At 61.7% G+C, this 20009-nt stretch carries 16 protein-coding genes; 10 read left to right on the plus strand and 6 right to left on the minus strand.

Going from position 1 to position 20009, the window contains the following annotated elements; genetic code table 11:
- Window positions 1-64: 64 nt before the first annotated feature.
- The 3 genes from Q5H93_RS17830 to Q5H93_RS17840 form a co-directional block, all read right to left on the minus strand.
- Window positions 65-427: a hypothetical protein gene (locus Q5H93_RS17830; protein ID WP_305007987.1), complete on the minus strand. Its 363-nt coding sequence runs from the start codon at window positions 425-427 to the stop codon at window positions 65-67.
- Between the two features lie 15 nt (window positions 428-442).
- Window positions 443-2650: a methylmalonyl-CoA mutase gene (gene scpA / locus Q5H93_RS17835; protein ID WP_305007988.1), complete on the minus strand. Its 2208-nt coding sequence runs from the start codon at window positions 2648-2650 to the stop codon at window positions 443-445.
- 169 nt (window positions 2651-2819) lie between these two features.
- A complete protein-coding gene (locus tag Q5H93_RS17840) occupies window positions 2820-4604 on the minus strand; it encodes a methylmalonyl-CoA mutase family protein (RefSeq protein ID WP_305007989.1) in 1785 nt (594 codons plus the stop codon).
- Window positions 4605-4731: 127 nt separating this feature from the next.
- Between Q5H93_RS17840 and Q5H93_RS17845 the strand changes: the two genes are divergently transcribed.
- From Q5H93_RS17845 to dnaA, 4 genes are all read left to right on the plus strand, one after another.
- The gene (locus Q5H93_RS17845; protein ID WP_305007990.1) at window positions 4732-6030 is read left to right on the plus strand and encodes an outer membrane beta-barrel protein; all 1299 of its coding nucleotides are present in this window, start codon (window positions 4732-4734) and stop codon (window positions 6028-6030) included.
- A 22-nt stretch (window positions 6031-6052) separates the two neighbouring features.
- Window positions 6053-6823: a 5'-nucleotidase C-terminal domain-containing protein gene (locus tag Q5H93_RS17850; RefSeq protein ID WP_305007991.1), complete on the plus strand. Its 771-nt coding sequence runs from the start codon at window positions 6053-6055 to the stop codon at window positions 6821-6823.
- Between the two features lie 121 nt (window positions 6824-6944).
- Entirely contained in the window at window positions 6945-7889 is a 945-nt protein-coding gene (locus Q5H93_RS17855; protein WP_305007992.1) for a bifunctional metallophosphatase/5'-nucleotidase, read from the plus strand.
- A gap of 163 nt (window positions 7890-8052) precedes the next feature.
- Window positions 8053-9600, plus strand: coding sequence for a chromosomal replication initiator protein DnaA (gene dnaA / locus Q5H93_RS17860; RefSeq protein WP_305007993.1), 1548 nt, complete (start codon window positions 8053-8055; stop codon window positions 9598-9600).
- 52 nt (window positions 9601-9652) lie between these two features.
- Here dnaA and Q5H93_RS17865 read toward each other — a convergent pair whose 3' ends face one another.
- Complete coding sequence (locus Q5H93_RS17865) at window positions 9653-10150, minus strand: hypothetical protein (RefSeq protein ID WP_305007994.1); 498 nt, start codon at window positions 10148-10150, stop codon at window positions 9653-9655.
- Window positions 10151-10251: 101 nt separating this feature from the next.
- Window positions 10252-10677 carry an OsmC family peroxiredoxin gene (locus tag Q5H93_RS17870; protein WP_305007995.1) on the minus strand — a complete coding sequence of 142 codons (426 nt, stop codon included), beginning with the start codon at window positions 10675-10677 and terminating at the stop codon, window positions 10252-10254.
- 129 nt (window positions 10678-10806) lie between these two features.
- Between Q5H93_RS17870 and Q5H93_RS17875 the strand changes: the two genes are divergently transcribed.
- From Q5H93_RS17875 to Q5H93_RS17895, 5 genes are all read left to right on the plus strand, one after another.
- A complete protein-coding gene (locus Q5H93_RS17875) occupies window positions 10807-12297 on the plus strand; it encodes a GH3 auxin-responsive promoter family protein (protein WP_305007996.1) in 1491 nt (496 codons plus the stop codon).
- A gap of 10 nt (window positions 12298-12307) precedes the next feature.
- Window positions 12308-12757 carry a hypothetical protein gene (locus tag Q5H93_RS17880; protein ID WP_305007997.1) on the plus strand — a complete coding sequence of 150 codons (450 nt, stop codon included), beginning with the start codon at window positions 12308-12310 and terminating at the stop codon, window positions 12755-12757.
- A 6-nt stretch (window positions 12758-12763) separates the two neighbouring features.
- Complete coding sequence (locus tag Q5H93_RS17885) at window positions 12764-13189, plus strand: hypothetical protein (protein WP_305007998.1); 426 nt, start codon at window positions 12764-12766, stop codon at window positions 13187-13189.
- Window positions 13168-13632 (plus strand): 3-oxoacyl-ACP synthase, encoded by a 465-nt coding sequence (locus Q5H93_RS17890; protein ID WP_305007999.1) that lies wholly within the window; start codon window positions 13168-13170, stop codon window positions 13630-13632. The genes Q5H93_RS17885 and Q5H93_RS17890 overlap by 22 nt, the downstream gene beginning before the upstream one ends.
- Window positions 13633-13696: 64 nt before the next feature.
- On the plus strand, window positions 13697-14725 hold the full coding sequence (locus Q5H93_RS17895; RefSeq protein WP_305008000.1) for an MBL fold metallo-hydrolase: 1029 nt from the start codon (window positions 13697-13699) through the stop codon (window positions 14723-14725).
- An 8-nt stretch (window positions 14726-14733) separates the two neighbouring features.
- Here Q5H93_RS17895 and Q5H93_RS17900 read toward each other — a convergent pair whose 3' ends face one another.
- The gene (locus Q5H93_RS17900; protein ID WP_305008002.1) at window positions 14734-16890 is read right to left on the minus strand and encodes an OmpA family protein; all 2157 of its coding nucleotides are present in this window, start codon (window positions 16888-16890) and stop codon (window positions 14734-14736) included.
- A 400-nt stretch (window positions 16891-17290) separates the two neighbouring features.
- Here Q5H93_RS17900 and lon point away from each other — a divergent pair, with 400 nt between their 5' ends.
- The gene (gene lon / locus Q5H93_RS17905; protein WP_305008028.1) at window positions 17291-19714 is read left to right on the plus strand and encodes an endopeptidase La; all 2424 of its coding nucleotides are present in this window, start codon (window positions 17291-17293) and stop codon (window positions 19712-19714) included.
- Window positions 19715-20009: the final 295 nt, after the last annotated feature.

Raw genomic sequence — 20009 nt, forward strand, 5'->3', positions numbered from 1 at the left:
CACCGCCAAGTTAAAACGCAAGCGGCCCGCCGGGTGGGGCGGGCCGCTTGTCGAAGGTGTCGAGCTAGTATTTGTATCCATCTGCTACCCGCCGAATGTATGTTTCAAGCAGCGCAGGGTCTTGAAAAACGGGGCAGATGGCCGAGATAAAAAGCTGAAGCGCCGCTTCAGTTTCAACATACATATCCAGCCAATAGCCTTCCTCGTCAAATTCCAAGCTGCCTAGCAGTTCGGCGGCTCGGTCTTCAATGATGAGAACGGTTGCATCGACCAATGACACCCGGTAGTCTTCTCGGCTGTACTTGTCAGAAAGGGCACGGTATGCGGCTAGCGCCGGCTCGTCAAACTTGGCTAGCAACTGGTAAGGCAGTTCCTGGTCGTCGGTGGTTGAAACTTCGAACGGAAAAGAGGATGTGCTCAACTGCATTTTGGTCCCCATTAACTACTCCCCCAGCTTCCCCAGTATCTCCTGCGCCGCCCGCGCTATCACCGTGCCGGGGCCGTACACGCCGGCCACCCCGGCCTCGTACAGAAACTGGTAGTCCTGGGCCGGAATCACCCCGCCGGCGATGACCAGAATATCGGGGCGGCCCAGCTCCCGGAGCTCGGCCAGGAGCTGGGGCAGCAGGGTTTTGTGGCCGGCGGCGAGGCTGCTCACGCCCACCACGTGCACGTCGTTTTCGGCGGCCTGGCGGGCTACTTCGGCGGGGGTTTGGAAGAGGGGGGCAATGTCCACGTCGAAGCCCACGTCGGCGAAGCTGGTGGCGATGATTTTGGCGCCGCGGTCGTGGCCGTCCTGGCCCATTTTGGCCACCATCATGCGGGGGCGGCGGCCTTCGCGGGCCGCGAAGTCCTCGGCGGCAGCGCGGGCGTTGGCAAATTCCTGGTCGTAGTCCATTTCGCTGCTATACACGCCCGAGACGGTGCGCGTGGTGGCCTGGTGGCGGCCATACACGGCTTCGAGGGCATCGGAGATTTCGCCCAGGGTGGCGCGGTGGCGGGCGGCGGTGACGGCCAGGGCGAGTAAGTTATGAGTTATGAGTTTTGAGTTATGAGTTGGCTCGGGTGAGGCGCTGGCGGCTGCTCCTTCCAACTCATAACTCATAACTTTTAACTCATAATTCTCCCCGGCGGCTTCGGTGAGGGCTTTGAGGGCCGCCTGCACCGCCGCCTCATCGCGCGTGGCCCGAATCTGCTTCAGCCGCGCCACCTGGCTTTCGCGCACGGCATCGTTGTCGATGTCGAGCACCTCAATTTCCTGCTCTTCGGAGGGGCGGTATTTATTTACGCCCACGATGATTTCCTTGCCCGAGTCGATGCGGGCCTGCTTGCGGGCGGCAGCCTCCTCGATGCGCAGCTTGGGCAGGCCGGTTTCGATGGCCTTGGCCATGCCGCCCAACTCCTCCACCTCCTGGATGAGGGCCCACGCCTTGTTAGCCAGCTCGTGGGTGAGGGTTTCGACGTAGTAGGAGCCGCCCCAGGGGTCCACCACGCGGGTGATGTCGGTTTCGTGCTGGAGGTAGAGCTGGGTGTTGCGGGCAATGCGGGCCGAGAAGTCGGTAGGCAGGGCAATGGCCTCGTCGAGGGCGTTGGTGTGCAGGCTTTGGGTGCCGCCCAGCGCGGCCGCCAGCGCCTCAATGGCCGTGCGGGCCACGTTGTTGAAGGGGTCCTGCTCGGTGAGGGAGTAGCCCGAAGTCTGGCAGTGCGTGCGCAGGGCCAGGCTCTTAGGGTTGGCGGGGTTGAACTGCTGAATGAGCTTGGCCCACAGCAGGCGGCCGGCGCGCAGCTTGGCAATTTCCATGAAGTGGTTCATGCCGATGGCCCAGAAAAACGACAGGCGCGGGGCGAACTCATCGATTTTCATGCCCGCCGCCAGGCCGGCGCGCACGTATTCGAGGCCGTCGGCCAAGGTGTAGGCCAGCTCCAGGTCGGCGGTGGCGCCGGCCTCCTGCATGTGGTAGCCCGAGATAGAAATCGAGTTGAACTTGGGCATGTGTGCCGCCGTGTAGCTGAAAATATCGGCGATGATGCGCATGCTCGGCAGGGGCGGGTAGATGTAGGTGTTGCGCACCATGAACTCCTTCAGAATGTCGTTCTGAATGGTGCCCGCCAGTTTCTCGGGCCCCACGCCCTGCTCCTCGGCCGCCACGATGTAAAAGGCCAGCACCGGCAGCACCGCCCCGTTCATGGTCATCGACACCGACATCTGGTCCAGAGGAATCTGGTCGAAGAGGATTTTCATGTCCTCCACCGAGTCGATGGCCACGCCGGCCTTGCCCACGTCGCCCACCACGCGGGGATGGTCCGAGTCGTAGCCCCGGTGGGTGGCCAGGTCAAAGGCCACGCTCAGGCCCTTCTGCCCGCCCGCCAGGTTGCGCCGGTAAAAGGCGTTCGATTCCTCGGCCGTGCTGAAGCCCGCGTACTGCCGGATGGTCCAGGGATTCTGCACGTACATGCTGGCGTAGGGCCCGCGCAGGTAGGGCGCCTGCCCCGCGCCGAAGCCCAGGTGGTCGAGGTTGGCCACATCGGCAGCCGTGTAGGTAGGCTTCAGGTCGATGCCCTCGGGGGTAAGGGTGGGCGCCGTGGTGGCCGCCGCCGGGGCGGCGGGGTGGGCGGCGTTGTAGGGGATGGTGGAGAAGTCGGGACGCATGGGAAAGGGGGCGGAGGCGGTCAGAAAAGAACGTCATCCTGAGCCGACCGAAGGGAGGCGAAAGGACCTCGCCCGCTTCGTTGGGGTAGTAATTAATTAGTGCTGCAACCGGCGCGGGCGAGGTCCTTTCGCTCCTTCGTCGCTCAGGATGACGTTCTGTTTTCTCCGGTTACCTTCCTTGTAAACGGGCCAAAACTTCCTCCGTCGAATACCCCTGCACCTTCATTTCCTGAAAGCCGAATACCCGCACGGCCTCCTGCATGGTGGCGAGGTCGGAGGTGAGCAGCACCGGCGGAATGAAGTGCTGCTTGTCGTTCGGAATCTGGAAGATGAAGCGGGCAAACTTGCGGAACTGCTCGGGCGTGGCGTACATCAGCGTGGCCTCCTCGGGCGAGGAAAACAGCAGCGACAGCGTGCCGGCCGGGTGGCTGGCGGCAATTTCGGGCTGCTCCTCCTGATTCAGGGTGCGCAGGAAATTGTCGAGGATAATCTGGTTGGTATTGGCGCCCAGCAGCACCACGGCGGCGCGCTTGCTCTTGCGCTCGCGGCGCTCGAAGTGCATGGCCGTGGCCAGGCGCAGCACCTCGGTGGGGTAAGCCGCCCGGGTGGTGTCGAAGGTGGCCGAGCGCAGCAGCTTCTTGGGGTGGAAGCTGAAGTGCTCGTCGCGGTTCTGGAATTTGTTGGTGCCCACCACCACCTGCTGGCCGCTGGCAATGCGGCGAAATGTGGCGTTGGCCGTTTCGCGGATTTCCTCCAGCATCTGGCCGCGCACCTTAGGCAGGCCGCCGGCCGCCTCCAGGCGCTGGAAGGTGGTCCAGGCCTCGCGGGCCAGCTGGTCGGTGAAGGTTTCGATGTAGTAGGAGCCAGCGGCCGGGTCCTGCACCTGGCCCAGGTGGCTTTCCTCGCGCAGCATGATGGAGAGGTTGCGCGCCAGCCGGGCCGAGAAGTCGTTGGGCTCGGCAAACAGCGCATCGAAGGGGGCCACGCTCAAGGAGTCGGCCCCGCCGAGCACGGCGCTCATGGCCTCGGTGGTGTGGCGCAGCAGGTTGGTGTGCGGGTCGAGGGTGGTGAGCGTCCAGGTAGAAGTGACGGCGTGCAGGCGCAGCTCCCGGGCCACCTCGGTCGGCAGCCCGAAGGCGTGCAGCAGCGTGGCCCACAGCCGGCGGAAGGCCCGCAGCTTGGCAATCTGCTGGAAGTAGATGGGCAGAATGGCCAGGTGCACGTGCATCGTCCGGGCTACTTCTTCCAGCGACACTTCCGCATTCGGCAGCTCGCTGAGCAGCGCGGCGGCCGTGTTCAGGCTAAAGGCCACCTGCTGGGTAGGGGTGGAGCCGCGGTTGCCAAAGTAGGCGCCGTTGATGGCCAGGGCCCGGAAGTCGGGCATGGCGCGGGTGAGCACCACGCAGCGCCGCAGGGTGCTTTGGTAGAGCGAGCCTTCGGCGCCCTCGGGCTCGCCGCTGGGGCAGAAGCGCAGAAAGCCGCGCAGGGCCGTGCCGGGCGCGTTGGTGATGAGGCTGGTCAGGAGCTTGTCGGGCCCCTCGGTGACGGTGTAGGCAACGAAGGTGCTGGCCAGCGGCAGCGTGGCCGCCAGGTACGCCACGTCGAAGCTGCCGGTGGTAGCCAGCTCGAAATGAATGCCGTCGGCGCCTTTCAGCAGGGCCTCGGCGGCCTGGGCTATTTGGGGGTGGCCGTCGGTGTCGGCGGGCACGTGCAGGGTGGGCACGTTGAGCCAGGGCGTGAGCGGGTGGCCCAGGGGTTGGGGCTCGTGGGGCAGCGTGGCCAGGGCCTCCCGGTGGTAAAAGGGCTCCAGCGCGAAGCCGTCGGGCAGGGGCCAGCGCAGCGTGGCGGGGTCCTGGCCCTTGAGGTCGCGAGTGAGGCGGGCCTGCCACTCGGCCGTGGTCACGGCCGGAAATTCGGAAAAGGAAACGGGCGCAGCGGCAGACGTATCAGACATGAGGCGGGAACAAAACGGACCGAAAGATACCGCCGGGGCCGGGAACCCGGCCAGCCACCGCCCGACACCCGGCCGCAGCGGCTGTCTTATCTTCGTGGTTCGAATTATCCCGCCACTAATCCATACAATGCCGAATAAACTACACCTGGGCATGCTAGGCTTTGTGTTACTGCTGTTGGGCCGGCCGGCCCAAGCCCAGGCCCAGGACGATTTCCAGCCCGGCTACCTCATTCGCCCCGCCGGCGACACCGCCCGGGGGCAGGTGCGGCAGCAGGGCAAGCAGCGGGCTCAGCGCGAATGTGTGTTTCGGACCAGCCCGACGGCACCAGCTACCTCTTTTGAGCCCAACCAGCTACTAGGCTACGGCCTGAGCGCGGGCCCGGCGTTTCGGCGGGCCCGCCTGGCCCGCACCGAAACCGATTCGGTAACTGTGCTGCGCTTCATGGAAGTGCTGGTGGCGGGCAAGGCGTCGCTGCTCTACGGGCTGGATAACGAGGGCAAGGGCCATTTCTTTCTACAGCTGCAGCCGCCTTTTCCCAGCATGAGCAAGCCGCTGGCGGAGCTAGTCCAGCTGCAGCGCCGGGTAGAAGTAAATGGCCAGGCATTTACACAGGTAATCAAGCAATATCAGCAAACGCTGACGGTGGCCTTTGCCGATTGCCCGGCCGTGACGGCCAAAGTGCCGAAACTTGGTTTCAGCGAAGATGCCTTCACCCGTATCGTGCAGCAATACAACGCCTGTGTGGCTCCGGCTACTGCGGTTGCTCAACTGTCAGAACGTAATGTATCTACCCGGCTCGATGTGGTGGCCGGAATTGGCATGAGCCAGCAGCTGCAATTGAGCCACATCTCGACAATTGCTTATCTGAACACCTCACTGCGGGCGGCGGCATCACCCATTGCCGGGCTGCAGTTGGGGTATAATTCCCGCCGGCTGAGCCCGCGCCTCTGGGGATATGTGGGCGTGCTGTATCAACGCAGCAGCTACACCGGGGCCGAAACCGCCCGCCCGGGCAGCCCGCCCAGCGATGCCCGCTACACAATGGCCTACGAAATCAGTACGCTGCGCACACCCCTGGTGCTGCGTTACGAAGTTGGCCGGGGACGTTTGCGCCCCTTCGTAGAAGCTGGCGGCACTTTTAAGCTGGTGCTAAAGCAACACCGCAATGAATATGTCACCTACTACGCCGCGCCCTATAATTATCCCCCCGAAACGAAACCGTTGTTCAAGCCCGGTACTGAATACGAAGGAGGGTGGCTGGTCGGACTAGGCGTGCAGCTTCATCAGGCATCCGGTCATCATTTTACCGCGCAGCTGCGCTATGAGCAGACTAAAGGTCTTATCTCCGACTTCGTCACGAATGGGCGTGTCAGTACGAACAACACGACTGTGCAAGGCCTTTTGGGATACACCTTGTTTAAATAATAACTCGTCACCTACCCTAAGCATGGTCCTGTTTGATTCATTGCGCTATCGCCGGGGCGCGCTACTCGTGCTGCTGGTCCTGGCCACGGCCTGCCAGCGCGCGCCCTACACGGCCACGGCCCACTTTGTACCGACTACCAGCCAAGGGGTTAGTAAAACCCAGGCCGAGGACCCCGTCATTGCCGCCCTCATCGCGCCCTACCACGACAAAGTGACGGCCCAGATGACCGAGGTGCTGGGCCAGGCCCCCACCGAAATCCGCAAAAACCCCGGCGAGTCGCCGCTCGGCAATTTCGTGGCCGACCTGCAGCGCACCCGCGCCAGCCAGGCCCTGGGCCAGCCCGTCGCGCTGGGCGTGATGACCAACGGCGGCCTGCGCTCGGCCCTGCCCGCCGGCCCCGTCACGATGGGCAACATCTTCGAGCTCATGCCCTTCGAAAATGAAATCGTGGTGCTCGACGCGCCCGGCCCCGTTGTGCAGCAGCTCTTCGACTACGCCGCCCGCATCAAAATGGGTATTTCCGGCGCCACCTACACCGTCACCTTCGACGGCATGCCCAAAGACATCAAAATCGGCGACCAGCTGTTCGACGTCAACCAGGAGCGGCTCTGGCCCATTGCCATTTCCGACTACCTCGCCAGCGGCGGCGACAACATGGTGTTCTTCAAGTCTATCACGCCCCGCCACACCAACATCCTGCTCCGCAATGCCATTGCCGACCACATCCGCCTGCTCACCAAGGAAGGCAAGCCCGTAGAAGGGAAGGTTGATGGCCGGGTGAAGGCCAATTGAATAATTATGAGTTATAAGTTATGAATTATGAGTTGGGGTGAAGCTGTTAGCTGTTGTTAAACGGTACGCTTGCTCAGTCTTATGATTCATAACTTATAATTCAAAACTCATAACTCAAGAAATGAATCGTCGCAGCTTCCTCCGTAATTCCGTGCTGGGTACCGCCGGCCTCACCGCCCTCGGCAGCCTCGCCACCACCGCCGCCGTAGCCGGTGTAGCTAAAGCGCCCATCAAGCTTACCATTCTGCACACCAACGATGTACATTCGCGCATCGAGCCTTTCCCCGAGGGCAGTGGGCAGTGGGCCGGCATGGGCGGCGCGGCCCGCCGGGCGGCTCTCATCAAGGAAATCCGGGCCAAGGAAGCTAACGTGTTGCTGCTCGACTCCGGCGACGTGTTTCAGGGCACGCCGTACTTCAATTTCTTCGGTGGCGAACTGGAATACAAGCTCATGAGCCAGATGGGCTACGACGCCACCACGCTCGGCAACCACGATTTTGACAACGGCCTCGAAGGCCTGCAGCGCCAGCTGCCCCACGCCAATTTCCCGTTCCTGATTGCCAACTACGACTTCTCGAAAACCGCGCTTGCGGGCCGCTTTCAACCCTACAAAGTGTTTGAGAAGCAGGGCGTCCGCATCGGCGTTTTCGGCTTGGGCATTGAGTTGGCGGGCCTGGTGAGCGAGCGCAACTTCGGCGAAACTGTGTACCTCGACCCAGTAGAAACGGCCCGGAAGATGGTGACGCAGCTGCGCGGCCCCGAGCGCTGCGACCTCGTCATCTGCCTTTCGCACCTGGGCTACAAGTTCGACAACTCGCCCAACAAAATCCACGACCTGAAGCTGGCCGCCGAGGTTGCCGGCATCGACCTGATTCTAGGCGGGCACACCCATACCTTTCTGGAAAAGCCGGAAGCCATCGAAGGCCCCGGCGGGCACAAAACCCTGATTAACCAAGTAGGCTGGTCGGGCATCAACCTGGGGCGGCTCGACTACGAATTTGCGCCCGGCAGCAAGCGCCCGGGCCTAGCCGGGGCGGCCGTGGTGCCCGTGCGCGACGTATGTTAAGGGCCTGTTAAAAGCAGGACAAAAACAATAGCCGGGGGACTTTTTTTACTGCGGAGTTTTCCACAATTTTGTACCCCCCAAAACCAAACGGCCGGTCGTTCACCGGCGTATTCTATCGTGTTTTTGCTCCCGGCGGGTTGCCGGTGGTTGTTGTATCGCCATCATGCTCAAGGATTTTCGCACGGTTTGGGCTGGTTGCTTGCGCACCATCGCGGCAGAAATCGGCGAGCAGAGCTTCAAGACCTGGTTCCGGCCCATCATCCCGGTTGAGCTCAAGGGTAACGTGCTCACCATTCAGGTGCCCAGCGCGTATTTCTACGACTGGCTGGAGGAGCATTACGTGGACGAGCTGCGCCGCGCCCTCTACCAGGAACTCGGCCGCGAAGGCCGCCTCGAATACAGTGTAGTGGTAGACCAGGGCAATGAGCAGGCCCGCCCCCGCACCCTGCACCTGCCCACCACCCGCAAGGCCGCCGCCCCCGACCCGCACGATACGCCCGCCGTGGCGCACCCCACGCCGCCGTCGGCTCCCATGGGCAACCCGCTGGCCGGCAGTGGCCGGGCCGCAGCCGCCCGCTACGTCTCCTCGGCCGACACGCGCCGCGCCGCGCCGGGCGCGCAAACCACGTTTGCGGTGCCCCGCAACCCCTTCGAGTCGGTGAAGCCCATGGATGGCAACCTCGTGCCTTCGCAGCTCAACGGCTCCTATACCTTTGATAACTACATTGAAGGCGACTGCAACCGGCTGGCCCGCTCGGCCGGCCTTGCGGTAGCTAACAAGCCCGGCACTACTTCCTTTAACCCCCTGATGGTGTACGGCGGTGTGGGCTTGGGCAAAACGCACCTCGTGCAGGCCATCGGCAACCACATCAAGGCCACGGCGCCGGAGCGTTTTGTCCTCTACGTATCGGCCGAAAAGTTTACCAACCAGTTCATCGACAGCGTGCAGCGTACCGCCGTGCAGGAGTTTGCCAACTTCTACCTGCAGGTCGATGCGCTGATTCTGGACGACGTCCAGTTTCTGGCCAACAAGGGCAAGACGCAGGAGATGTTCTTCCACATCTTCAATCACTTGCACCAGTCGGGTAAGCAGATTGTGATGACCTCCGACCGGCCGCCCAAAGACCTGCAGGGCCTGGAAGACCGGCTGCTGAACCGCTTCAAATGGGGCCTGACGGCCGACGTGCAAAGCCCCGATTTCGAAACCCGCGTGGCCATCATCCGCAACAAGATGGACCAGGACGGCATCGACATTCCGCCGCCCCACGTGGTAGATTACCTGGCTAACTCCGTGCATACCAACGTGCGCGAGCTCGAAGGCGTCATTGCCTCGCTAGTGGCCCAGAGTAGCCTCTCGCGCCGCGACATTGACCTGGAGATGGTGAAACAGGCCCTGCGCCACATCATCGAAGAAGTAGAGGCCGAGGTAAACCTCGACTTTATCCAGAAGACCGTGGCGGCATATTTCGGCATTTCCGTAGATTTGCTGAAGGACAAAACCCGCAAGAAAGAAGTCGTGACGGCCCGGCAGGTGGCTATGTACTTCGCCAAGCACCACACCAGCCACACGCTGAAAACCATTGGCTTCCACTTTGGTGGTCGCGACCACACCACCGTAATGCACTCGGTGCAAACGGTGTCGGACTTGGTGGATTCGGATAAGAAATTCCGCGAGCAGGTGGACGAGCTACGGAAGAAATTCGCGAAGTAGAATAAAGAAGTAGAATAAAAAAGAAAGCCGGCTGCTAAGCCGGCTTTCTTTTTTATTTCGCGGGGTTGGAGCTGTCTTTCAGCTCCACGCCGTGCTGGGCGGCAAACTCCTGCAGCTTGGCCCGGAACTGGGCTTTGCGGCGCTTGCCCTTCACCTGCCGGCGGCTAAGCGAATAGATTTCGCCGTCTTTCTGGCGCACGCGCAGCAGCTGCGGGTCGAGCTCCAGCGCCGACATATTTTCGGTGGGAAACACCTGCTTGGGGCGGAACAGGCCGGCTTTATGCACGATGTAGCCGGGCGTAAATTCCAGGTAGCTCTGGGTGCCGAAAACTGGTGCGTTGTGAATCAGTACGTAGCCCAGGTAGATAACGCCGAAGAGCAACACCAGCCAGTGCGTGTACCAGAGCGGGCCATGTAAGGTATCACTGTCGCGCTCCATTGAGAACAGGGCGTATAAAATCCAGCCGGTGCCGATGGCCAGTTGACCCCAGAAGTTGACGCGGGAAGAGTTGGCCGGGCGAAGGCGAATGCGGGTAGTGGGTGCAGGCATGGGACAAAGGTAAGGACGAGTTATGAGTTAAAAATTATGAGTTATGAGTTGGCCGGACGAACCGATACCAACTCATAACTCATGATTTTTAACTCATAACTCTACGAAAGTTTCGCTTCCAGCGTCATCTCGGGCACGGCGCTGAGCAGGACCGAGATGGGGCAGTTTTCTTTGGCGTTTTCGGCTTGCTTCTGAAATTCATCAGCCGAGATGCCACTCACTTTGCCCTCGGTAGTGATATGGATTTTAACTACTTTGGGAACGTCGCCGCTGGTATCAAGGGTTACTTTCGATTCGGTATTGATTTGCTCCGTCTGGTAGCCGGCTTTGGTGAGCATGCTGGTCAGGAACATGGTGTAGCAGCCGGCGTGGGCCGCCCCGATGAGCTCCTCGGGGTTGGTGCCCTTCTGGCCTTCGAAGCGGGTGCCTACGGAATAAGGCGCCTCGACGGTGCCGCTTTGGGTGCTGATGACGCCGCTGCCTTTGATGTCGCCGTTCCAGACGGCTTTGCCACGTTGGTTAATCATGGGGGTGTTGTGGTTGGGATAGATGGTGGAAATCGAAACGTGACCCGGGCCATTTGGTTTAGGCCAGGGCCGGTTTCGTAGGGCGAAGGTACCTTTATGCGCCGATGAACGGCTGCTTTTGCCAATCGAATGGGAATAAAATCTGCCCTTAGCCGCCCGCTGGCGGCCTACGTCGTGAGCCGCTACCAGCAGTGGCAGCGCCGCCCCGAAGCCACGCAGCTGGCGCTGCTCCGCCAACTCACAGCCACCGCCGCTGGCACCGCCTTCGGCCGGGCGCACGAGCTGGGCCGCATCCAAACCCCCGCCGACCTGGCCCGGCAGGTGCCCGTGCGCGACTACGAAGGCCTGAAATCGTACTTCGACCGCACCCAGGCCGGCGAAGCCGACGTGCTCTGGCCCGGCCGCCCGCTGTACCTAGCCAAAACCAGCGGCACCACCTCCGGCACCAAGTACATTCCCATCACCAAAGCCAGCATTCCCAACCACATCAATGGCGCTAAGGATGCGCTTTTGCACTACGTGCAGCGCACCGGCCGCAGTGAGTTTCTGGATGGCAAGCTGATTTTCCTGTCGGGCTCGCCGGCCCTGGAAACCCACCACGGCATCCATACCGGCCGCCTCTCCGGCATTGCCAACCACCACGTGCCCGGCTACCTGCGCCGTAACCAACTGCCCACGTTTCAGACCAACATCATCGAAGACTGGGAAACCAAGCTCGACCATATTGTGGAAGAAACCCTGCCCGAAGACCTGCGGCTGATTTCGGGCATTCCGCCCTGGGTGCAGATGTATTTCGACAAGCTCATTGCTATTACCGGCCGGCCCATCAAGGACATCTTCCCGAATTTCAACCTGTTCGTGTACGGCGGCGTCAACTTCGGGCCCTACCGCGCCAAGCTCTTCGAAAGCATCGGCCGCCCCGTCGATAGCCTCGAAACCTTCCCCGCCTCCGAGGGCTTCCTGGCCTTCCAGGACCAGCCCGGCAACCCCGGCCTGCTGCTGCTGCTCAGTAGCGGCATTTTCTTCGAATTCATTCCCGCTGAGCGGTTTTTTGACGAAAACCCTCCCCGCCTCAGCATCGCCGACGTGGAGCTAGATAAGAACTACGCCATCGTGCTGACCAGCAACGCCGGCCTTTGGGCCTATTCGCTGGGCGATACCGTGCGCTTCGTCGACTTGCACCCGCACCGGGTGGTGGTGACGGGGCGCATCAAGCACTTTTTATCGGCTTTTGGCGAGCATGTTATCGGCGAAGAAGTGGAGCAGGCGCTACGCGAAGTGATGACGCAGTTTCCGGGAGTGGAGGTCACCGAATTCACCGTGGCCCCACTGGTGAGCAGCGACCCGGCGACGCCCTCGCGCCACGAGTGGCTGGTGGAGTTTGGCCGCCCGCCGCAGGATGTAGCGGCGTTTGGCGAGAAACTGGACGGGGCGCTGCGCCGCCGCAATACTTATTACAACGACTTGCGGCAGGGTAGTATTCTGGTTTCGTTGCAGCTCACGGCGCTGCCAGCCGGCGCATTTCAGCGCTACATGAAAAGCCAAGGCAAGCTGGGTGGGCAGAATAAGGTGCCGCGCCTGAGCAACGACCGGGCGCTGGCTGAGGGTTTGTTGCAGTAGCCTCTTACGCATGCGCATCGCCTTCGACCTCGATAATACGCTCATTCGCTGCGGCTATGAATTTCCGCTGGCACTTCCCCACCGCAAATTCTGGGCTTGGTTATTGCGCCCTGAAGGCCTGCGTCAAGGCATTGTAGAAGCAGCCGCGCACTGCCGCCAGCAGGGTTGGGAAGTGTGGGTGTACACTACTTCGCACCGCAGCGCCTGGCATATTCGGCGGCTGTTCTGGCTGCACGGCATCCGGCTCGATGGCATCGTTAACCAGCAGCGGCACGGCCGCGAAGCGCAGGCCCGCTGCTCCAAGCACCCGCCGAGCTTCGGTATTGACTTATTGATTGATGACGCGGAAGGCGTATGGCTGGAAGGCGAGCGGCATGGCTTTCGGGTGCTGGTGGTGCGGCCGGAGGATGCGCAGTGGGTAGAGAAAGTGAAAGTAACAATGGAGTCATTAACGGCTTAAAATCAAATGGTAACAGGAACGGTGGTGTTTGCTGCTAATCTAGATTATGAAGGAGACGGTACTATTGACGTCACTATCGCAAGCCAGAGTCTAGAGACACAGGTGCATCTTTATATGCACGACGCTGCTTGGAAAGATTTTGGGAAGCAGCTTATTATCTTTCCCAGGAATGTGGATGAAGTTCTGGTATTTGATGCCGGTTTTTATGGCATGTATCACAATTCAATACGCTTCGAAGCTTACTGCTATGACTGGCAAGGCCATACCGCATTGCGCGTCATCACCGATAATAATGCTGCCAATCCGCACAGAGTCAAACTTGAGTTTTCAATAACTGCCGAAGCGGGTTCGCTTAACCAACTGGGACATATGCTGGTGAATTGGCAACCCGATATCTCACCCGAAATCACATGGCAAGCCCAGACCAGCTAATCAAACCCGCTCTCCACGCTGCCTGCCTCGCCTTTGTCGAGCAGCGCATGGCCGCCGCCCGCACCGCCATGCAGGCCGCCCAGGAATCCTCGAGCTCTGAAACCAAGAGCAGCGCCGGCGACAAGTATGAAACCGGCCGCGAAATGGCCAACGCCGAGCGCGACCGCAACGCCGCCCAGCTGCAGCAGGCCCAGCAATTGCAGGCCGAGCTGCTGCGCATCAGCCCTGACGCAGCCTGCGACACCGTGCGCCCCGGCGCGCTGGTGCACACCAGTATGGGCTGGTTTTACCTCGGCATCAGCGCCGGGAAGCTGGTGGTGGAGGGGCAGGAGTACTTTGCCGTATCGGCGGCCGCGCCGGTGGCGCTGGCCCTCAAGGGACTGCGAGCCGGGGAGGAAACCGTATTCAATGGCAAGAAGCTAAGCGTGCTGGCGGTGCAGTAGCGGCGGGTAAAATATCGGGCGGCCCGGCGCGTCTGCGGGGCCACAAAATCTGCGTTCGCATTCTATGAAAATCCTGGGTAAAAGCCCCGCGCCCGAGCAACTGGCCCAGTTTGCAAGCCTTGCTAACTATCACAACCGCAAATTCCAGAACCTGGGCGGGGTGGCATACCGGGTGGGCGATATGTCGGTGCGCGAGTTGATGCTGGGCTTCTGGCGCCGCCCCAAGTCGGTGCGGCCCTCGCAACCCATCCCTTCGGTACGCACCGATTTACGGAGCCCAGCTTTCGAACAACCCACAGTCATCTGGTTCGGTCATTCGTCCTACCTCATCAAGGCCGGCGAACTCAACTTACTGGTTGACCCCGTTTTCAGCGGCAATGCCTCGCCCATTCCGGGCTCGGTGCGGGCGTTTGCCGGCGCCAATGATTACCAGGTGGCCGACCTGCCGCCGATTGACGTGCTTATTATCACTCACGACCACTACGACCACCTCGACTACGCCACCATCAACCAGCTGCGCGGCCGGGTGCGGCACGTGGTGCTGCCGCTAGGCGTGGCGGCCCATTTCCGCCACTGGGGCTGGGCTGCCGGGCGGCTAACCGAGCTAAACTGGGGCGACCACGCCACGCCCGTGCCCGGCGTCCAGCTCACGGCTACGCCCGCGCAGCACATGTCGGGCCGCAGCCTGGCGCCGCAGCAAACGCTGTGGACCTCCTACGTGCTGGACGTGGCGGGCGTGCGCCTGTTCATCGGCGGCGACAGTGGCTACGGCAGCCATTTCAAGGCCATCGGCGAGCAGTATGGGCCGTTCGATTTGGCCATCCTCGAAAACGGGCAGTACAACGAGCTCTGGCAGACCATCCACACCCTGCCGCACGAAACTGCGCAGGCCGCTATTGACCTGCGCGCGCATACTTTATTGCCAGTGCATTGGGCCAAGTTTACGCTTGGCTACCATCCGTGGAATGAGCCCATTAAACTGCTGTTGCCCCAGGCTGACAAACTCGGCCTAACCGTGACGGTGCCCCGCATCGGCGAGCCTTACGCACTAGGCGGCCCGGCGCATCGCGAGGTGTGGTGGGACTTCTTGTAGCAGCGCCGCTACTTCCACTCACCGCCGCCATCGGCGCCGCCGCCGGCGGGGGCGGCTTTGTCATCATCGGGCTTGATGAGCTTGAACTCAACCCGGCGGTTTACTTTGGCATCGGCCTCACTCATTTCATCCTTAAGCGGTTTGGTGGAGCCGTAGCCGAAGCTCTCGATGCGACTGTTACCCAGCTTGCCCTTACGCTCAATGTAGCGTCGGATTTCCTCGGCGCGGTCCTGCGAGAGCTTCTCATTCACGTCGGGGTCGCCGCTGCTGTCGGTGTGGCCCGCAATGCTGAGGCGGAATGTGGGATGGTCGACGAGAAACAGTGCAATGCGGTCAAGCGTCGGTTGCATGGCCGTCAGAATAGTCGACTTCCCTGCTTCAAACTCAATGTTCTTGAAAATCAGCGGCAGCTTATAGTCGATGCTGTTCGTGAGCAGCGTCATCACCGTGTCGCCCTTCAGCGCAAACTGCTTATCAACCGAGAAGAAGTCCGGGCTCTGAATCATCAGCGCGTAGTGCGAGCCCTCAATCAGCTCAAAATCAAACGTGCCGTCGGGCCGGATGTACTTGCTGGCTACCTCAATCCCGTTGTCGGTATCGATGATGCTGACGATGCCATTCAGCGGCTTCTGCGACACGGAGTCAATCAGCGTACCCTCCACCTTGGTAGTGGCCAGCGGCTGGGCCTCCATCGGCAATGGAAAGGAGAAGAGGTCCAGATTCTGCATCTCGGTGGCTTCCGAGCGGGCGTAGTACAGGTTTTTACTTTCGCGGTCGATGGTGAAGTAGTACTCCGAACCTTTGCCATTCACCAGCGGACCAATGTTTTTGGGCTCCTGCCAGCGGCCCAGCACGCGGTAGGTTTTGTAAATGTCGAAGTCACCAAAGTTCAGCAGCTGCCCCCGCGAGCTGAAATACAGCACGTGGTAAAGTGGGTGATAAAACGGGCTTACCTCACTCTCGCGGGTGTTCACGATGGGTCCCAGGTTTTCGGCCGGGCTCCACTGCCCGTTTTTCAGCTTGCGGGTAAAGTAAATGTCGCTCAGCCCGAAGCCGCCCAGCCGGTCGGAGGCGAAGTACAGCGTGTCGCCGGTTTGGGAGAAGGTGGGCTGCGAATCCCAGGCCGGCGAATTGACGGTGGGACCGAGGCTTTTGGGCGCGCCCCACTTGCCGTCTTTGCCCATGCTGGCGGTGTAAAGGTCGCAGTTGCCACCGCAGCCGGGGCACTCGCAGCGGGCAAAAATGATGGTTCGCCCGTCCTTGCTCAGGCAGGCCGAGCCCTCATTATAAGGCGAGTTGATGGGCTTTGGCAGCGGCACGGCATCGGCCCAGCTGACGCCCTCGCGGCGCGACATGTACAAGTCCTCATCCACCTGCGACGTCACGCCGCGGCGCTTGCGCTTGCTGCTGAACAGCATCACCGAGTCGTTGCCGGCCAGCGCCGGGCCGTAGTCAGGCGCCTTGCTGTTCACGGCGTCGCCCATGCTCGTGTACACGCCCTTGGGCGGGTGGAAGGTGTTGAGATTCTTGCGGTACTCCACCAACTCATAGTACGTTTTCAGCGGCACGTACAGGTCGGTGTCCTTCTGCTCCAGCGAGTCGTAGTACAGCTGTACCTTCTTGATATCGGTGCGGTGGTGCTTGAGGGCCAGGCGGTAATAGGCTTTGGCCTTCTCCACCTGGTTGCTATCGCGCTCGAAGAGCTGGCCAAGGTGCCACAGCAGATTGGTATTGCGGTAGAAATTCTCGATGCCGAATTGCGCCACGTACTTCTCCAGCAGCACGCGGGCTTCGCGGTAGTTCTGGCGCTTCTCGGCTTTGGCGATGAGCTTGAGGCTCTTTTTATCCTCGAAATACGGCCGCCGGTTGATGTACACAAAATCCGGCGTGCCATCCGGCCGCAGGCGCAGCTTGCGCACGATGCGCTGGTTGAGACCCTGTACTTTATAAGTGCCCGGGGCTATGGCGGGCTTGCTGGCCGCCTTATTTACCTTGAGGGTAGGGGAGGCCGAGGCCCCGCCGCTGGTCGTATCGGCCGAGGGCGAAGCGGCTGCCGGCGTGCGCTTCACGGGGCGGCGCTGGGCCTGGGCGGTGGGCGCCGTAGCCATTCCCAGCAGCATCAGCAGTGGCAACAGCAGCAAGCGGCAACGTGACCCGGTGAGCATAAAACGAAGTGAAGTAGGTAATAAGGCTGCAAGTTGCCAACAAATTTGCAATTTTAGCCGCCGCAGTAGGAAAGAAAGCGTTTAGGATGGCAAATTTACCGCTCTTTACTGCTGTAAATCCCAAAAATCAGGCCAGCGCGTATCTTTAAACCCGCGCTACTCGTTGCAGGCCGCCGCTTTGGCGGATTGCAACGAGTGGCACGGCCCTTGTCGCCGTAGCATTATCCGGCGAACGCACGGCGTTTCCGTATTCCGACCAGCGGCTGGCTGCCACTATGGCACCCGCCCGGCCGTTTCTGGCTTACCCTCTCTTATGCCTCATCTGTCTGTTTCTTCCCGCTCGGCGGTTCGCCCGGCTCACCTTTTGGGCGACTCCGCTCAGCCCGAAGCCATTGCCATCATGGCCGCCGACCCCGACCACCTGCTCAGCGGCGACGACGCGCCTGCCACGCTGCCGCTGCTGCCGGTGCGCAACACCGTCCTCTTTCCCGGCGTGGTGCTGCCCGTCACCGTCACCCGCAAAAAGAGCATCAAGCTGGTGCGCAAAGTCCACGCCGCCGACAAATTGCTCGGCGTAGTGGCCCAGCTCTCGCCCGACATCAGCGAGCCGAACCTCGAGGAATTATACCCCGTGGGCACCCTCGCCCGCATCCTCAAGCTCCTCGAACAGCCCGACGGCCACATCACCATCATCCTCCAGGGCCAGGTGCGCTTCCAGCTCGAAGAAGAATTGAGCTACGAGCCGCAGCTCACCGCCCGCGTCCGCTACTTCGAGGAAAACTCCCTCAACCCCGACGTGCCCGGCGAGTTCGGTCTGCTGCAGGCCCTGCGCGAGGCCGCCACGAAAGTCCTGGAGCTAAGCCCCGAAATCCCCGTCGAAGCCCGCGCCATGCTCGACGGCATACAGTCGCCGGCCTTTCTGACGCACTTCCTCTCGTCCAACGTGCAGCTCGACGTGCCCGCCAAGCAGAAGCTGCTCGAACAGGCCGACCCCGTCCAGCAAGCCCACCAGCTCCTCGAAGCCCTGCTCAGCCAAGCTGAATTGCTGGAAATCAAGCACGACATCCGGGCCAAAACCCACACCGGCATCGACGCCCAGCAGCGCGAATACTTCCTGCGCCAGCAGCTCAAAACCCTGCAGGATGAGCTCGGCCACGACGGCCCCGAGCAGGACGTCGACCGCCTCCGCGCCCGCGCCCTCACCAAGCAGTGGCCCGAGGCCGTGGCCCTGCACTTCAAAAAGGAGATGGAAAAGCTGGCCCGCACCAGCCCCATGGCCCCCGATTTCGCCGTGAGCATGAACTACGTCGAGTTCCTGCTCGACCTGCCCTGGGGCGAGTACACCAAGGACAAATTCAACCTCAAGCAAACCAAAAAAATCCTCGACGCCGACCACTTCGGCATCGAAAAGGTCAAGGAGCGCATCATTGAGTACCTGGCCGTGCTCAAGCTCAAGCAGGACCTCAAGGCGCCCATTCTCTGCCTCTACGGCCCCCCCGGCGTGGGCAAAACCAGCCTCGGCCGTAGCATCGCCACCGCCCTGGGCCGCAAATACGTGCGCATGAGCCTCGGCGGCGTGCGCGACGAGGCCGAAATCCGCGGCCACCGCAAAACCTACGTCGGCGCCATGCCCGGCCGCATCATCGCCCAAATCAAAAAAGCCGGCGCCTCCAACCCCGTCATCATCCTCGACGAAATCGACAAGGTGAGCTCCGACTTCCGCGGCGACCCCAGCTCGGCCCTGCTCGAAGTGCTCGACCCGGAGCAGAACTCCACCTTCGTGGACAACTACCTCGAAGTCGAATACGACTTGAGCAAAGTCCTCTTCATCGCCACCGCCAACTCGCTCGATACCATCCAGCCCGCCTTGCGCGACCGCATGGAAATCATTGACCTCACCGGCTACACCCAGGAGGAGAAAGTCCAGATTGCCAAAAAGCACCTCTGGCCCAAGCAGCTCCGCGAGCACGGCCTGGGCGAAACGGAAGTCAAAATCACCGACCCCGCCCTGCACCGCGTGGCCGACGACTACACCCGCGAAAGCGGCGTCCGCAACCTCGAGCGTAAGCTCGCGGCCCTCACCCGCAACCTCGCCCGCCGCAAAGCCAGCAAGGAAGACCTGCCCGCCACCATGGAGCCCACCGAAGTGCGTAAAATCCTGGGCGCCCCCATCTTCGACCGCGACCAGTACCAGGACAACGACACCGCCGGCGTCGTCACCGGTCTGGCCTGGACCTCTGTGGGCGGCGACATTCTCTTCGTCGAAAGCCTGCTCAGCCGGGGCCGCGGCAAGCTCACCCTCTCCGGCCAGCTCGGCGACGTGATGAAGGAATCCGCCATCACCGCCCTCAGCTACCTGCGCTCGCGGGCCGATGAAATCGGCATCGACTTCCGCCTCTTCGAGCAGTACGACCTCCACATTCACTTCCCCGAGGGCGCCGTGCCCAAGGACGGCCCCAGCGCCGGCATCGCCATCTTCACCAGCATCGCCTCGGCCTACACCCAGCGCCGCGTGCGCGCCAAGCTGGCCATGACCGGCGAAATCACCCTGCGCGGCAAAGTCCTGCCCGTCGGCGGCATCAAGGAAAAGCTCCTCGCCGCCCGCCGCGCCGGCATGACCGACATCATCCTCTGCCCCAAAAACCGCAAGGATATCGAGGAAATCGAGCCCGACTACCTCAAAGGCCTCACCATCCACTATGCTGATAGAGTGGACGACGTGCTGCGCGTGGCTTTGTTGGATGAACTAGTGCCCCACCCCCAGAAGCTCCCCGTGCGCGACGAGCCCGCGCCTGCCGTGGGCCCCAGCGTGGAGGTGCAGTAGGTCTGTCGAAATTCTGTCCAGCAGCCCCGCGAGGCCGTCGAGCACGCACGTGGCGTAGTCGAGCGCCCTCGTGGGGCTGTCCAGCATGTCCGAGGAGCAGTCTAGCATGTCCGAGATATTGTCCATCACCTCCGAGGGACCGTCCAGCAAGCCCGAGACGTTGTCCAGCACGTCCGAGGGACCGTCCAGCATATCCGAGACGCCGTCGAGCACCCTCGTGAGGCAGTCGAGCAAATCAGGGCTTCCGCCGCGCACGAAAACGCCCCTTCCGCCGTTCTGAGCCCGAACAAGCGGC

Origin of the sequence: Hymenobacter aranciens (genome assembly GCF_030580865.1) — a bacterium.
Taxonomy (GTDB): Bacteria; Bacteroidota; Bacteroidia; order Cytophagales; family Hymenobacteraceae; genus Hymenobacter; species Hymenobacter aranciens.

What these genes read in the sequence shown, in the direction of transcription:
- Q5H93_RS17850 (WP_305007991.1), top strand. Translation starts at nt 6,053, where the DNA reads ATGGTCCTGTTTGATTCATTGCGCTATCGCCGGGGCGCGCTACTCGTG.
- Q5H93_RS17840 (WP_305007989.1), bottom strand. Translation starts at nt 4,604, where the DNA reads ATGTCTGATACGTCTGCCGCTGCGCCCGTTTCCTTTTCCGAATTTCCG.
- Q5H93_RS17890 (WP_305007999.1), top strand. Translation starts at nt 13,168, where the DNA reads ATGGCAAGCCCAGACCAGCTAATCAAACCCGCTCTCCACGCTGCCTGC.
- Q5H93_RS17865 (WP_305007994.1), bottom strand. Translation starts at nt 10,150, where the DNA reads ATGCCTGCACCCACTACCCGCATTCGCCTTCGCCCGGCCAACTCTTCC.
- scpA (WP_305007988.1), bottom strand. Translation starts at nt 2,650, where the DNA reads ATGCGTCCCGACTTCTCCACCATCCCCTACAACGCCGCCCACCCCGCC.
- Q5H93_RS17885 (WP_305007998.1), top strand. Translation starts at nt 12,764, where the DNA reads ATGGTAACAGGAACGGTGGTGTTTGCTGCTAATCTAGATTATGAAGGA.
- Q5H93_RS17830 (WP_305007987.1), bottom strand. Translation starts at nt 427, where the DNA reads ATGCAGTTGAGCACATCCTCTTTTCCGTTCGAAGTTTCAACCACCGAC.
- Q5H93_RS17875 (WP_305007996.1), top strand. Translation starts at nt 10,807, where the DNA reads ATGGGAATAAAATCTGCCCTTAGCCGCCCGCTGGCGGCCTACGTCGTG.
- Q5H93_RS17845 (WP_305007990.1), top strand. Translation starts at nt 4,732, where the DNA reads ATGCCGAATAAACTACACCTGGGCATGCTAGGCTTTGTGTTACTGCTG.
- Q5H93_RS17900 (WP_305008002.1), bottom strand. Translation starts at nt 16,890, where the DNA reads ATGCTCACCGGGTCACGTTGCCGCTTGCTGCTGTTGCCACTGCTGATG.
- Q5H93_RS17895 (WP_305008000.1), top strand. Translation starts at nt 13,697, where the DNA reads ATGAAAATCCTGGGTAAAAGCCCCGCGCCCGAGCAACTGGCCCAGTTT.
- dnaA (WP_305007993.1), top strand. Translation starts at nt 8,053, where the DNA reads ATGCTCAAGGATTTTCGCACGGTTTGGGCTGGTTGCTTGCGCACCATC.
- lon (WP_305008028.1), top strand. Translation starts at nt 17,291, where the DNA reads ATGGCCGCCGACCCCGACCACCTGCTCAGCGGCGACGACGCGCCTGCC.
- Q5H93_RS17880 (WP_305007997.1), top strand. Translation starts at nt 12,308, where the DNA reads ATGCGCATCGCCTTCGACCTCGATAATACGCTCATTCGCTGCGGCTAT.
- Q5H93_RS17855 (WP_305007992.1), top strand. Translation starts at nt 6,945, where the DNA reads ATGAATCGTCGCAGCTTCCTCCGTAATTCCGTGCTGGGTACCGCCGGC.
- Q5H93_RS17870 (WP_305007995.1), bottom strand. Translation starts at nt 10,677, where the DNA reads ATGATTAACCAACGTGGCAAAGCCGTCTGGAACGGCGACATCAAAGGC.